A 13,707-nucleotide genomic window follows, 5' to 3' on the forward strand; every position below is an offset into this window, starting at 1 on the left:
AAAAACCAAATATATCAATATGATACTAAATTCGCCTCATCCCCATAACTTGGAGTTGATTTCCTTTCCGACTGGGCGCTTTGTCTGTGCGAAAGCGAAGCGACAGCAACAGCACCGATGTTGGTCACGAAACGTTTTCATAGGATGTGATGCTTTTAGCCTTCGTTCCTCTATCGCTAATCCCCAAGGAGTTGCCCAGCCGGAACGAAGATCAGCCTATATACATTACATATGTTTTAACAAACGTCATCCACAACTTTTGATGATAAGCCCTAAATTCACCTATAAAAGTAACATTAAATGAAGGCTTTAAGGCTAGCTGCCATCTAAAACTTATATTTGTTAAAACAATAGAATAATATAGATCAATCCTAAAAATAGACATAATGGACTGTAAAGCCAAGTATCATATTTAGCAAACTGTGAGCGTTTTATATTTTTAAAAAATCCAACATACTTAACATCACCAATGGCCCTAATAATGAAAACGAAAGCACAAACAATACTTCCGATTTTAGATAAACTATTTGCTTGGAACACCTGCAAATAACCTCCTTGAACAACAATAATGGCACTAGCCAGTAGAATAAGAATAGCCACGAATAATGTTCCCCATTTTTTAGGAGTAAAAGCAGGTCTATGCTCTCCTTCTTTTACAGGGATAGCAGCGGCAGAACCCCAACGACCTCCAAAAGCCCAATAAATATGCAACAAACTGATAAACCACAGAAGCCCTACAGCTACTAATATTAAACGTAATTTCATTTTTTCGCCCCTCAATGTTTTAATTCAAACAAAACATACACAAGCGTATGTTTATAGTGAAAATTTTGTCCCTTCAGGTTTTTTAACCTTATTAGGGACATTTATTATCGAATAATCAATTATGCCTCGGCATGATATTTTTTGTGCGAAAGCGTAGTGCCAACGTAGCGGTAGCAACAGATAAATGCCACGGGACGTGGCGTTCTTAGACTGAGCTCCTCTATTTCAGCAGATATTTGGCCAATCGCTGAAAGAAGTTAAAAGCTCTACCATTCTATCAATATTAAAATTAGGATTTTCTTCAAACCTTGTCATCCATCCTACATACGTTAAATAGGCAAGTCTTGCTCTATCAATCGATTCAGCATTGTCTATGCCCTTTTTTTGATACAATTTCGCAATACAAGAAATTCTTTGTTCTTCAATATCCACTAAACGTGCTGCAACAACAGGATCATATTTAGCCCAAGTATAAATACCAATTTCCATCTTTTTATCTCGATTAAAACTAATTTGTAATAGCTGTTCTAAGGAGGCCTCCTGTTGCTCCATACTTTGAACAATCAGCTTTGTTGCATGTATTTCCCAATAGTCGACCATAGAATCTAACAGCTCTTGATGGTCACGAAAATAGTGATAAAAGCTCCCTTTACTTATTTTTAGTAATCGAGCAAGTGCTTCGATACGAACTTTATGTATTCCTTCATCAGCTAATTGTTGTAAGCCTGCTTTTATCCAATCTTCCCTCGTTAATTGCATGTCATCTCTCCACTTAGATACGGTAGCGTATGTTTTTGTGTTAGATTACTACTACTTTCATTTTTTGTCAATTATTCGATCTGTTATTTTTAGGAACTTTTATGTTATTGCTGATTGTTACATTTATAGTCATTACCCTTGGTAAAATACATGCGCATACTAATATAATAGCTAAAAGTTTTTTCATCTTTAATCTCCTTTTTTGGGGTTACTTTGAATTCCTCTTAAATAAAGAACGTTAATATTCACGGAGAGTGGTTACTAAGATTTCAACTCACTTTTTGTTTATTGATTCATATTTATTCACAGCTAAGGCCAAGTTTTTTTACTTGACCTCAATGACAACTTATCAATTATGCCTCGGCATAATTACGTCCAGAATCGACTTTGTGCTTAGGCCTGCAGATGTTTTTTGCGCGAAAGCGTAGTGCTAACGCAGCGTCAGCAGCAGGATGCAGGTCAGTTAGCCGTTATCGCATGGATGCGATGATTTTAGACTAACATCCTTTTTGAACTCCTTTCCGATTCCCGTGACATCCGCCGGAGGCTATAGGCCAACACGAAGTTGGTCACTCAGTCGTGTGTTGTTGCTGTCGCTTCGCTTTCGCACAGATAAAACCGTGTTGCTGTCGCTTCGCTTTCGCACAGATAAAACCGTGTTGCTGTCGCTTCGCTTTCGCACAGATAAATTGCCACAGGACGTGGCGTTCTTAGACTGAGTTCCTCTGTCTCAGCGAACATTTGTAGCTGACGCTTTGCTTTCGCTACTAAAGACATTTGCTGAAAGAAGTTAAAATGTATTATCGAATAGATTTTCCGCTATACCAAGTAAAATGTCTTTCTCTGTAAACTCCATTAATTCTTCTCTTGTAATAGCTTTCTGTCGAATTAAGCGGTTTGACTGAATAGTCACGAGCTTTTCAAATAAGTTTCGGATATAACGACCGTTCGAAAAGTTTGGAATTGATTCGACTGGAATTTGATGCAATTGCTCCTTCATATGGTGTGCAAATACGTCACCATACTGGTAATCATTATTTTTACATAGCATGGCAAAAATATCGTAAAGCTCATCTGTGCTAAAATTATCAAACTTCACAAAATGATTGAAGCGGGATTTAAAGCCTGGATTGGCAAGAAGAAATTCCTCCATAAGCTCTGTATAACCAGCAACGATCACAACTAAGTCATCGCGTAAATCCTCCATCGACTTTAATAGACTATCAATCGCTTCTTTACCAAATGCATCCTGTTTATCATTAATTAGTGAATAGGCTTCATCTATAAAAAGCACGCCACCTTTTGCTTTATTCACAACTTCCTGGACCTTCAAAGCCGTCTGGCCAACATATCCTGCTACTAGGCCTGCACGATCTGTTTCCACAAAATGCCCGCTTGAAAGTACACCAAGATGCTTATATATTTGGCCTATGATACGTGCCACTGTTGTTTTTCCTGTACCTGGATTTCCAGAGAACACTAGATGATAGGTGATTGGGAAGCTTGTTAAACCATGGTCGACACGCAAGCTTTGAATTTTAATGAAATTAATTAGATTATGTAATTCCTTCTTGGCATTTGGAAGTCCTACAAGTCCATCCAGCTGCTTCTGTAATTTTTCAATTTCTCGCTCTATTTCTGGTGTTATTCGTAAACGTTCACCGTTAATAAATTCACCGCTATAAATAATTTTTCCCTCTTCATTAAAATAATCTCCTCGACCGTGCTTTTCTCCATTTACAAGTTCTCCGATATAGGAAGCCTGTCCATTAGTATAATAAAGAGTACCATGTCCCGTCATAGCATCCTCTTTAAATTGCCCCTCCGATACTAGCACACCTTGACTAGAATAGTTCTTACCTTTTCCATGCTTCATATCCTCAAAGAAATAACCCCCATATTGAAGGGATGTTACACCATTTGCAAGCTCTTCAGCACTTGGCGATTCTGGTGCGAAGTAAAGCTTTCCAGCACCTTGCATATGATTCCAAATAAAATCACCTTCATATTGTAAAAAACCACTAGGATAGTATTGTGTTCCTTTGCCTTTCTTCATGCCATGAACAAAATCACCCTCATACTGTGGCTTATTTAAATGCGGATACTGTACACGAAGCTCTTTAAAGGGAGCTATAACATCTTCCTCATAATACAAAATCCCGTAACCTTCCATTAAATCATTACGAAAATGTCCTTCATAATATATTTGACCTTCTTTATATAAAATACCATTACCTTGTTTTTTATTTTGAATAAATTCGCCCTGATAAATCATTTGGCCTTTTAAATACATGATGCCATTACCCTGCTTCATATGATTGACGAATTCTCCCTCAAATAAAAGCTCCCCTTTTTGGTCAAATAGCGTACCCTTTCCATCATAAATGTCATGACCAAAGTCATTTTTCTTCACACCGCCACGATACAATAATGTACCATCTGGATACAATATATCTTTTTCTCCATGATTATATGTCATTTAATTCCACCCTTTATCCATTCAGTATATGCTCAATTATAGCGTGGAAAAGAATACCTATGTGCGAATTTTTAGAATTCACTGAGTAATATTTTTTTAAAATTCATGCATTCTAAGAAGGAAAAAATCCGCCTCGATTAGAATCTACGCGGATTTTTTCCTTATTTTTTATATGTAGCGATAATTTTGCTGCATCGATTGAATCGTTTCAATCATCTCTTCTCTAAGCTCAATTGGCTCTAGCACTTCAATGTTTGCCCCTTGGCTCAGCAACCACATTTTAATGCCATGTCCAAAAACTTCTGCTTCAAATAAATATTGCCCACCTTTTTTGGATAATATTTTTGCTGTTGGTAAGCGATCTAACACAGCTTGCGGAGATGTTCCTTTAAAGATAAATTTCATACGCATTAGCTCGCCAGCATGCATAAACTGAATACGTTTGCGAAATTCTCCTTCTTGAAAACGTTCGGCATATGGTATTTGAAATTTTTTATCAAGCTCAAGAAAATGTTGAATTCGGTCGGCTCTATAAACAATGGGCAAATCCTTTTCGTGCTTATTATCATAAGCAATTAAATAAAAGTAGTATTCTGAGAAAATGACGGCGAGTGGTTTTAAAATCTTTTCTGTAGGAATTATTTCGCCTTCACGCAAATAATCAATTTTTATGATTTTCTTTTTTTGGACCGCCTCTGAAAGATCCCAAATTAAATGCAATAGAGACTTTTTATGATTTAAATCTACGTACAAATGTTTTTCGTTTAAAATGATATTGTGAATAAACTCCTGCTTATCAGCCGCAACAATCGAAATAAGCTTATCTATAATATCGTTCATTTCTGATTTTAGCAGTGCTCTTGATTCGATGAGAATTTTAACAATCGCTAAAACTTGCTCCTTCGATAAAATACTTTCCCCTATATTTGTCAGCCTGTACACATTTTCTGTCCGCACATATTCTAAATGGCAATCCAATTTAGCTTTTTCCAGATACGTTCGAATTTCATGCAAATCCCGTTGTATGGTTTTTTCACCAACATTATGTGTAAATGCTTCTTGTTTTTTGTTAATTCCTTGACCATCCATTAGTCTGTCAAACATCGAAATGACGCGATAGCCTTTATTTTGTTGTGAATCTACCATATATCCCACTCTCTCTTCAAAGTTACTTCTCTATTATACAAAAAGAGTTGGACACTATTAGTCCTTTTAACTACTAAATTTCTATTTTATTGGTATTATTGGCACGACATACTATACTTTTGTTATAATTCACTTTATTTTTACAGTTAATTCCGTATTAGCAGATAAAAAGGACCTCAATCTTGGTGATTGAAGTCCTTCATTATTATGTCAATGAAATAATGTGTCCATTGAATAAAGTATGACCCTTAGACAAAGCTAAAGTTTGATTTCCGTTCCAACTGAGCGCTTTCCTGGGGGCGTCCGATGAGCCGTTTCGCTTCGCTGCAGGGTTTCGGGCCAACAGATGTTCTTTGCGCGAAAGCGTAGCGCTAACGTAGCGGCAGCAGCAGGATGTTGGTCACGAAGACGTTATCACAGGACGTGATGGTTTTAGCCTCCGTTCCTCTAATCGCTGATCCCCAAGGAGTCGCTCAGTCTCCACTCCAACCAACTACTTCACATAGAATTAATTTCAACATTATATCTGTGCCAAAGTGAGTAGTCTTACTCTCATTTTAAGGGCAACATTCACAAAATCCCATTGACCATTTTGTTTTTCAACACAAGTAAAAATCTTGATAGAATTCTTTTGCAGATTATTCCTTTACTCTTACTGCAGTTCCATATGCTAATACTTCTGATGTGCCGTCCATGACCGATGATGTTGAAAATCTTATCGCAACAATTGCATTTGCTCCTAGTTGTCTGGCTTCTTCTACCATCGCTTGCGTAGCAGTTTCTCGGGATCGAACGAGCATTTCTGCATACTCCTTCATCTCTCCTCCAACAATATTGCGAAGTCCAGCCATCATATCGCGGCCAATATTTCTCGATTGTACCGAATTACCTTTTACTAAACCTATAGTTTCTACAATTTCTTTTCCAGCAACAATATCTGTTGTTGATAGTAACATGCAATATTCCTCCTATTTTTTATATTTTTCAACGGCTTTAACTGCTTCAGCAATGGAAGTCGTAATCACTCCCGTGCGCTTAATTAAGCCAATCACAAATAAATTACGATAAACAAACTGATTTTCAATTCCGTCCCTTACAAGTGCTTCTATTTTCAGCATATTGTCCCGGCCTTGTTGACGAACATCTGTAAATACGCCTACGATTGGTCGATTCAACATCGCAAATGCACCAATCTCCGCTGCCACACCTGAATCAATCTCAACGCCATCTAAAACGGCTACTAATACATCGCTATTTTGCAGCATCTCTAAATCCGCTTGCGCAATCGCCAAACTATCAGCATATGCCGTTTTATCATTTATCGCATCATTCTCCTGTGGTACGTATAATTCAATACCTGGTACTGCCTCTCTAATTGCCGCAGCGAGTTGCTCGTTGACTAAACGATCTCCTAAAGAAAATAATCCATTTGCTAAGTATGCCTTCATAATAAAACTCCTATTCCAATGTTTTTTCAAACACTATTTTATGTCTATTTTTTTTATCCACAAAAGTTGAAACAATATCAAATCCGTGTTTAAGATTTGTGATGAGCATTGCTTTTCGCTCATTTCTACCATATGTACGAACTTTTTTAAAGCCAAGTACCTGTAGATGTTCATGCTGTCGCCTCATTAATTGACTGGCAATTCCTTGACCCCGTTGCTTTTCATGGACACCACCTAACCAGCTATAAAAAACGCCATCAGGATGTATGTAGCCTAGTTTAAAGCCTATGATATCTTCATTTTCTACTGCTAATAAACAAATGAGTCCTTCTTTACTTTCAAGTTTTTCAAGAGGTAGATTTGCCCCATCAAATACATGTGCATGAATTTCCTGTAATTGTTTCAACCAATCATATGGTACGCCTTCAATTGTGACGATATGCATTTTTATCACCCCTATCTCTACAGTCATTCATTATAGCAGAAAAGGTTGAACTATAAGGTTGAACATTGCAGTATTGTTTGTTTTCTGGAAAAAGTTTTAATCAAAAATTGAAGAAAATTTATACCGACCTTCATACAGTGCTAATGATTTATGCTTATCTTCTTTCCCATTCGATCATACTAAATAATCGAATTTAACTGTTCCATGGATGTTTTTATATAAACTATTTTCGTTGCAAGAAGCATTCAGTATACTTGATATAATTCATTAATTAATTTTATCGCATTGGAGGTAATCTTATGGCTACCATAAATAGTTGGCTGACAAATTCGCTCCGTCCTTATTTCGGACTACATCCCGTAGAAGAGCATTGGGATACGATTGAAATACGAGATGGTTATTTCATCTACATAGATGGTGATATCATTCGAAAACGTATATCAGTTAGTGAGCAAGCATATCAAGAATCCGATGTAGAAATTGCGACACGAAATCGTGAAGTAATTCTTCCTCAAACTGCCCGTGGTAAAGAGAAAAAAATGAATTATACCCATATTTCCAGTGTTAAAGCGAACGGGGTTGTTTTCTCCGCTGGCGTGCGTACCGGGGATCAGCCATCCGGCTACATCATCGCTCGCAATGCGAAGACCTTTTTCGAACTGCCACTAACAACTATAAAGAATCTAACAAGTAAAGAGGAAATCGTAGAGTGGCTACATCAGTATCCATCAAATTTGCCCTCAGATTATGATCGGAAGCTGAACAAACTGACAAGCAAAAAAAGCTTGCGCTATAAAGTTGTTCCAGGAGATATTTTCCGAGTTGAAATTGATTTATTCACAGATGGCTATGTGCTTGTCATCGGAGATTTACGCCAAATGCAAAAGGATGGTTTGTTTTCGGAAGATTGTCTATGGAATGATGTAATGACGATGCCACTTTTTATTCGACCTTATCTGTTCAAAACAACAAATCGCCTACCAAGGATAGAGCATATTACATCAGCTCCTTTATCTGAACAAACCTTGATTGTTATGGACGATCATTTTATGCGTGGTGGCTACGAAAAGGTTGGACACAAAACGCTAACCGAAACAGATATTCTATTACCACTTGGTTATGGTATAAACATCGATTATGGAAAAGAATTACGCTACCGCCTTTCCTGGGGAACAGGAACGATTAGCAAGTCAGAAAAAGAAATTTCTTTTAAGACGGCAAGTCGTTTTTCTAATTATGGCGTAAGTGCAGGAATCAACGCCGAATGGTTTGATACTAGCAGAGAACAAGCAATGTTACATTCACTAGAGCATCCGTTATATGCTAAGGAGCGCAAGCAGGCACTTGCGGAATTTGGCTTTCCAGAGGATATTACATACGATGAATTCAACCGTCGAACAGCTGGGCTCACTCGGTTAGAGTATTTGGATTACTTATCTTCCCGTAAATAAAGAAATGGGTATACACATGTAGTGTGGTTTGAGATGACAGGACAGTAATCTCAAACTATGTACCTTTTGATTTGCTGTTTAAATACCTTTTTATCATAAATTTTACGTGGATAGTTTTCTTCTTTCAGTACCTCGTAGAGAACGGACTGGCCTTCCTTGTAAAATACGGTGACATCTTCGCAGTCATCATAAAGTTGCCGTGATAATTGTTTTACTGATTCAATAGTTTCTTTTCCACTGATTCTCCATCCGAATCTAATCATATCGCTCTGATCCGTTGCGTCTCGATAAGTGTCAAAAACAATACACGTACCTGGCTTCTGTTGATTAGAAAACACTAGTACATGACCGTTATGTACAGGCTGGTTATAATAACGTTCGAAAATATCCTCGATTGGTGCACGAATACCAATAGCATCCATAATCGCTTTAAAGTTCGGATGAGGTATGTATTCATCTTTCCATTCGTCGGGATAATGAACTAGTTCTAAAATCGATGTCATAATCCAAAATTCTTAATACAAATTCAATCTCTCCTTTTACAATTAATAATACAGAATGAAATGGGGATTTATAATGAATGATAACAGTATAGCTTTTCCATGTCGGGCATGTAATAAAATACCTGAGAAAATAAAATTAAACAAAAATAATTTCGAAATCGTAGGATTTGAGACGGGCATTGAATGGTCCGATTTTCAAGCCAGCAATTTACCTTCTTTTGATAAAAAAATATGGACACGATCAAACAATCCACCTCTCAAAGGAGATAGAAGAATCGTAATGGTCCGTTATCCTTTTCAGATGACAGTAGGTGAAAGCTTTTGGATGTTATTTATGCCTGCTCTCTCATACTTTAACGGATGGGAAGAGCATCCTAGTGAAATCAATTCCTCAGCATTTGTTCATTGCAGCTTTGAGCAAATTTTGTCTAGAAATGAAGAATGCGCGTGGATTGAAATCAGAATTCTGAATGTAGTTCTCGTAAAAGAAGCTTGCGATATTTGGTTTGATTCAGTCGGTTCTGGTCATTTGGATTCTTTTCAGATGTTTAGGGATATATATGTGTTCCATTACAACGAATGGATATTGATAAATGCAAGTACGGAAAGCGATTTAGGAACATGGGCTCTCATCAAAAGAAAAAATGAACAACATCATCTTATTGCATTAGGAGAATGGGGATTTCACTATAACATCGTATACGGGGGAAATAAAATCATCCCTGTAGACGAGATAAATATGCTATTGCGTAGCTCTGCTTCTTTGTAAAGCTTTTCCTCTCTTGATAATATCTAAATATTCAAGGGAGGAAATTAGCACTATACATACTGAGTATCCTATACCAATATTATTTTAAGGAATAGATTATTTCCTTTTTAACTCTATTAATTAGCAATTCCAAGTTAGATTTCCATTCAATCCAGCATTCTGATTCACGCCATAATTCAACGATTTCCCTAATACCATCAGCATCTGGAACTTCAGCTCTAATATCAGTTAAATATCTTAATATAAATTTCAATGATTCCTCATCCGCATTTATTGAATGTATTTTTTCAAATTCGTCTTCTGCATCATATAATTTCCCTGTATTAAGATACATTACATAAAGCTCTGCAAGCGCCATTGCACTTATATCGAAAAGGAAATCAATTTCATCGAAGCTCTCTCCAAAGAACCCCTCTCGTTTCATCGCATTGATAACCTCAGACAGCTCTAAATGATTTGATGCTAAATTACTATGGATATAGTCCCCTAAAAAGTCCACTACATCCAAGCCTTCATCACTTTCTAATGGCTTATATCCCCATGCCCCCATTTTAAGACTCCTTTCATATTTAAAATATAACACTTCTTACAAATGCCTTACCCTTTGCTTTCCAAATAACTACGGAAGAAGCTAGAATCATAGACAGTAAATCATTTCTAATTTAGAGTTGCAGCAGTAAATATAAAAGCACGACCATCCGCATTTAAAATCTGTAGCCCATCATTCGTTTCAACAAGTGGTGTATCCCAATGAACATGGCCACAGCAGACCAAAAGCTCAGCAGCATTCTGTAGTTCATTCCAAATATGTGGATTACCAGGTAGACCTTGTGCGCTAATCTTCGGACTTTCATGAAGTAGCAGGATGTCGGGAACTTGTCTTATAATGTCTCTGAGTTTTGCCAAATAATCGGCTTCTCCCATCCGATTTGGTTTATCCGCCCTACCGATGATTCCTCCGAGTCCTGCAACTGCAAGATTTGCATGCATAATCGTACCCCCATCCGAGAAGTAATGGATACCTGAGGTAGATTCTAATTCCACTAGTTCCTCATTCTTCAAGAGATCGTGATTTCCTGCGATACCTGTGACAAATCCAAAATGACTCTGAAAAGCTCTCCATACAGGCAAAGGATTACCGCTAGCACCTCTTTTGATTAGATCAGTGTATAAATCTCCACATAAGCAAACCATCACCTTGTCTGGGTCCAAATCTGGTAAATGGATTTGAAACAAAAGGGAAAGCACTTCCGCAAGTTCCTCACCCAGTAACTTTTGGGCTTCTTCTACCTGCTCTTGCTCATGACCTACAATTCCTTGTAAATCAGAAGCAATAATTAGTGCATCCAACTCCTCCGGCAGTTCAAGCATCTCTCCCCAATAAACGGGAAGCCATTCATAAGAAATCCCTGTTCCCTTTGATGTAGCGGTAATGTATGGTATTTTCTCTAAAGGCTCTTCGGCAATATCAACGATTTTTAATGCTCTTTTCATCTGTTTCTTCATTTGAACACATCACCCCTTACAGAAAGGTACCAAAGTAATACTTCATCTTTTCATGTGAATAGCTATCTATACCTCTCCAGGTTGCAAGTGACATAAAATCGGTACCTCGTTCACGCTTCTTACAGTTGATTCGAGTAAACCGATATATCCCCAACTTTCACGTTACGTCCCAAAATAATAAAAAAATCTCCCACTTTTATACGAATCCAAAGTTACATCATTTGGATATACTGTCCGTTTTAGTGGAAGATTATATTCTATCATCCGATTGTTTCCACAATGTTTCCTTGCTGATCTTTAATATACGTTTTTTCAATTTGGAGTGAAAGCCCCGGTATAGAAGATAATTCAAATTCTTTTTCTTGTGGCATCAAGTTTTGATTGAGTTCCATAACTGCCTTTTCATTTAAAGTTATGGTAGCATCCGCTTCCTCCACGCTATACCCACATTTTTCTCCTGGCTCAAATACAACTCGGATTTCTCGACCAACTAAGGTTAGCCTTTTCCCTTTTAAAATCCGTCCGAGTAATAGTTTACCGATTATCCCTGCTTGCTTTGCCCCAAGCGTTAACTTAATAGGCTGTTTGCTGAACAATCCCTTTTTTCCCTGCTCCCAAGCTAGTTGGTCCACAAATAAATAGCCGGTGTTCGAGCCTTCTTCCGCCATTCCTTTTTCTACCGCTTCGGCAATGGATGAAATCTGTAAAAGAGATGCACGAGATAAGTCCGTAACATAGCTCGGGATATATTCTAGACCTGCATTTAGTACACCAATAGTATTCCAAGTTTGCATCGCCTCAAGCTCATCGCCTGTAATTCCTACCATTTGTATAAACTCCACTTGTCCATTTGGTGTATCAATGGCAGGCAATTCGGGATCTAACGTATATGCAAGCGCCGTTAAAAGCGTATCAGCGCCTTCGCAGATTGGACCATTAGCATCCAAATAATCGCCTGCTCTGAAAACATTGCCACTGTCAAAAACATATCTTCCCATGTTTTGCAGCAAATTTAACGCCCACGCTGGTGGCTCCTCCTCATCTTCATTTCGAGCAAGACGAAATGTTAACTCAAACCCATATCCGCTGTATTCAGCATCCTCTGATTCTTTTTCATATAACTCGGAAAATCCATAAGTTACAAAATGCCAGTGTGGAACTGGTGTCTCACTCTTATAGGCACTGATTCCTTCAAGCGGATCTTCGCCTCCTAATAAATATGGAATCACGGTTCCATAATGCTTAGGCTCCTGGTCCCCGTAAACTTTTAATACTTCTTGATCAATCGCGTCCCAGCCAGATGCATTTATTTCTTCTCTCATCAACAACGCCCCCTATGTATTTCTAAATTATCTATAATTATACTATAAAGTATATAGCACACTCCAAAGAGAATAATACCTAATTTAGCACCTCTAATCTTACTAGATTTTTTTCATTAATCGGTGGTGGATATTGAGTAAAAGTTACTAAGTTCTATGACAATCTGTTAGAGACATGCCTAAATATGAAGCCTCAACGGATATCTAGATGCGCCGAGGCGTTATCATAGCGAGGATAAAAAATAATTAGAATGATTCAAGGTTTCGCCTTAACCGTATAACATTGCTGGTGAACGCACACTTTGTAAATAATCTGCCAGCTTCCCAGCATATACTTTTTCTAAATAAGGCAATTGTGCGATACAATGGGGTGTCATTAATGCTGGGTTTTGATAAACTTTCAGCCCGCCAACCTTTAAAAGAGTCGCTACAAATTGTGAGCAAAAATAAGCACGCTCTCTTCGCACCTCCTTTTGCATCATAACGCCAAAGAGCCCGATAAAATTATATTTATAGCGATCACGATTCCAATACATATAACGTACGATTTTCATCATCTCTAAGTATTGATAATGAGATATTTTACAACGATAAATTACACAATCAGCTGTTTCAAATAGCCCTCTTTCTGCATCCTCTTGCAAAAAACCCCCACTTAAAGGATTGTTTAATTGTCTACGTCCAAAGCTATACATTTCAAAAAGTTCCTCATCAAAAGCAATGGACGCATGATTCATCTCTTTTCCAGTATACATGCCTATAGCTTTTGATAATAATGTACCTGTTTTTGTTAATACTATGTAAATGGTGTATGCCATTTCCTCACCCACTTCAATATTCTTTCCTACTACCAATACGTTTTAAATATTCAAACGGTTTCATAAATTTCCTTTTTTTATAAGTATATCTAACAAAGTTCATTTTTTTCTTAGAAAAAAATGAATATTTCCTTAATTTTCATCAACACAATACTTTTAGACTTATGTTTTTACACCACCTTTATTTATATGTCTTGAATCGTATTCTTATGTGATTTACTGATTTTTTCTATAGGTATGTACGAGAGGATATAAACTGTGATTGTCAAAGTATGTGGTGTATAGTTTGAGGCTTT

14 protein-coding genes are annotated in these 13,707 nt (G+C 37.3%); 2 read left to right on the top strand and 12 right to left on the bottom strand.

The genetic code is table 11. The features are described from left to right. Positions 1–342: 342 nt before the first annotated feature. The 7 genes from ACYQ73_RS16340 to ACYQ73_RS16370 form a co-directional block, all read right to left on the bottom strand. A complete protein-coding gene (locus ACYQ73_RS16340; protein ID WP_460013467.1) occupies positions 343–765 on the bottom strand; it encodes a DUF3995 domain-containing protein in 423 nt (140 codons plus the stop codon). A gap of 225 nt (positions 766–990) precedes the next feature. Further along, entirely contained in the window at positions 991–1,524 is a 534-nt protein-coding gene (locus tag ACYQ73_RS16345) for a TetR/AcrR family transcriptional regulator (RefSeq protein WP_460013468.1), read from the bottom strand. A gap of 790 nt (positions 1,525–2,314) precedes the next feature. Beyond that, a complete protein-coding gene (locus ACYQ73_RS16350; protein WP_460013469.1) occupies positions 2,315–4,003 on the bottom strand; it encodes an AAA family ATPase in 1,689 nt (562 codons plus the stop codon). 168 nt (positions 4,004–4,171) lie between these two features. Then, positions 4,172–5,149 (bottom strand): helix-turn-helix transcriptional regulator, encoded by a 978-nt coding sequence (locus tag ACYQ73_RS16355; RefSeq protein WP_460013470.1) that lies wholly within the window; start codon positions 5,147–5,149, stop codon positions 4,172–4,174. Between the two features lie 638 nt (positions 5,150–5,787). Continuing rightward, positions 5,788–6,105: a YbjQ family protein gene (locus ACYQ73_RS16360; protein ID WP_460013471.1), complete on the bottom strand. Its 318-nt coding sequence runs from the start codon at positions 6,103–6,105 to the stop codon at positions 5,788–5,790. A 12-nt stretch (positions 6,106–6,117) separates the two neighbouring features. After that, positions 6,118–6,597 carry a nucleoside 2-deoxyribosyltransferase gene (locus tag ACYQ73_RS16365; protein WP_460013472.1) on the bottom strand — a complete coding sequence of 160 codons (480 nt, stop codon included), beginning with the start codon at positions 6,595–6,597 and terminating at the stop codon, positions 6,118–6,120. Positions 6,598–6,607: 10 nt separating this feature from the next. Further along, entirely contained in the window at positions 6,608–7,042 is a 435-nt protein-coding gene (locus ACYQ73_RS16370) for a GNAT family N-acetyltransferase (RefSeq protein WP_460013473.1), read from the bottom strand. Between the two features lie 299 nt (positions 7,043–7,341). On the opposite strand from ACYQ73_RS16370, the gene ACYQ73_RS16375 reads away from it, so the two are divergent. Beyond that, a complete protein-coding gene (locus ACYQ73_RS16375; protein WP_460013474.1) occupies positions 7,342–8,493 on the top strand; it encodes an immunity 26/phosphotriesterase HocA family protein in 1,152 nt (383 codons plus the stop codon). Between the two features lie 50 nt (positions 8,494–8,543). On the opposite strand, the gene ACYQ73_RS16380 is transcribed toward ACYQ73_RS16375, so the two are convergent. Continuing rightward, complete coding sequence (locus ACYQ73_RS16380) at positions 8,544–8,996, bottom strand: hypothetical protein (RefSeq protein WP_460013475.1); 453 nt, start codon at positions 8,994–8,996, stop codon at positions 8,544–8,546. A gap of 73 nt (positions 8,997–9,069) precedes the next feature. Here ACYQ73_RS16380 and ACYQ73_RS16385 point away from each other — a divergent pair, with 73 nt between their 5' ends. Further along, the gene (locus tag ACYQ73_RS16385; protein WP_460013476.1) at positions 9,070–9,765 is read left to right on the top strand and encodes a hypothetical protein; all 696 of its coding nucleotides are present in this window, start codon (positions 9,070–9,072) and stop codon (positions 9,763–9,765) included. 79 nt (positions 9,766–9,844) lie between these two features. Here the strand turns inward: ACYQ73_RS16385 and ACYQ73_RS16390 are convergent, their stop codons facing one another. From ACYQ73_RS16390 to ACYQ73_RS16405, 4 genes are all read right to left on the bottom strand, one after another. After that, positions 9,845–10,315: a DUF4259 domain-containing protein gene (locus tag ACYQ73_RS16390; protein WP_460013477.1), complete on the bottom strand. Its 471-nt coding sequence runs from the start codon at positions 10,313–10,315 to the stop codon at positions 9,845–9,847. A 107-nt stretch (positions 10,316–10,422) separates the two neighbouring features. Continuing rightward, on the bottom strand, positions 10,423–11,271 hold the full coding sequence (locus tag ACYQ73_RS16395; RefSeq protein WP_460013478.1) for a metallophosphoesterase family protein: 849 nt from the start codon (positions 11,269–11,271) through the stop codon (positions 10,423–10,425). Between the two features lie 260 nt (positions 11,272–11,531). Then, positions 11,532–12,593, bottom strand: coding sequence for a suppressor of fused domain protein (locus ACYQ73_RS16400; RefSeq protein ID WP_460013479.1), 1,062 nt, complete (start codon positions 12,591–12,593; stop codon positions 11,532–11,534). 269 nt (positions 12,594–12,862) lie between these two features. Beyond that, a complete protein-coding gene (locus ACYQ73_RS16405) occupies positions 12,863–13,447 on the bottom strand; it encodes a hypothetical protein (protein WP_460013480.1) in 585 nt (194 codons plus the stop codon). Positions 13,448–13,707: the final 260 nt, after the last annotated feature.

This window comes from Lysinibacillus sp. CTST325 (assembly GCF_054665055.1).

Excerpts from the sequence above, each read along its gene's own strand:
- ACYQ73_RS16340 (WP_460013467.1), bottom strand. The coding sequence starts at position 765 with ATGAAATTACGTTTAATATTAGTAGCTGTAGGGCTTCTGTGGTTTATC.
- ACYQ73_RS16345 (WP_460013468.1), bottom strand. The coding sequence starts at position 1,524 with ATGCAATTAACGAGGGAAGATTGGATAAAAGCAGGCTTACAACAATTA.
- ACYQ73_RS16350 (WP_460013469.1), bottom strand. The coding sequence starts at position 4,003 with ATGACATATAATCATGGAGAAAAAGATATATTGTATCCAGATGGTACA.
- ACYQ73_RS16355 (WP_460013470.1), bottom strand. The coding sequence starts at position 5,149 with ATGGTAGATTCACAACAAAATAAAGGCTATCGCGTCATTTCGATGTTT.
- ACYQ73_RS16360 (WP_460013471.1), bottom strand. The coding sequence starts at position 6,105 with ATGTTACTATCAACAACAGATATTGTTGCTGGAAAAGAAATTGTAGAA.
- ACYQ73_RS16365 (WP_460013472.1), bottom strand. The coding sequence starts at position 6,597 with ATGAAGGCATACTTAGCAAATGGATTATTTTCTTTAGGAGATCGTTTA.
- ACYQ73_RS16370 (WP_460013473.1), bottom strand. The coding sequence starts at position 7,042 with ATGCATATCGTCACAATTGAAGGCGTACCATATGATTGGTTGAAACAA.
- ACYQ73_RS16375 (WP_460013474.1), top strand. The coding sequence starts at position 7,342 with ATGGCTACCATAAATAGTTGGCTGACAAATTCGCTCCGTCCTTATTTC.
- ACYQ73_RS16380 (WP_460013475.1), bottom strand. The coding sequence starts at position 8,996 with ATGACATCGATTTTAGAACTAGTTCATTATCCCGACGAATGGAAAGAT.
- ACYQ73_RS16385 (WP_460013476.1), top strand. The coding sequence starts at position 9,070 with ATGAATGATAACAGTATAGCTTTTCCATGTCGGGCATGTAATAAAATA.
- ACYQ73_RS16390 (WP_460013477.1), bottom strand. The coding sequence starts at position 10,315 with ATGGGGGCATGGGGATATAAGCCATTAGAAAGTGATGAAGGCTTGGAT.
- ACYQ73_RS16395 (WP_460013478.1), bottom strand. The coding sequence starts at position 11,271 with ATGAAGAAACAGATGAAAAGAGCATTAAAAATCGTTGATATTGCCGAA.
- ACYQ73_RS16400 (WP_460013479.1), bottom strand. The coding sequence starts at position 12,593 with ATGAGAGAAGAAATAAATGCATCTGGCTGGGACGCGATTGATCAAGAA.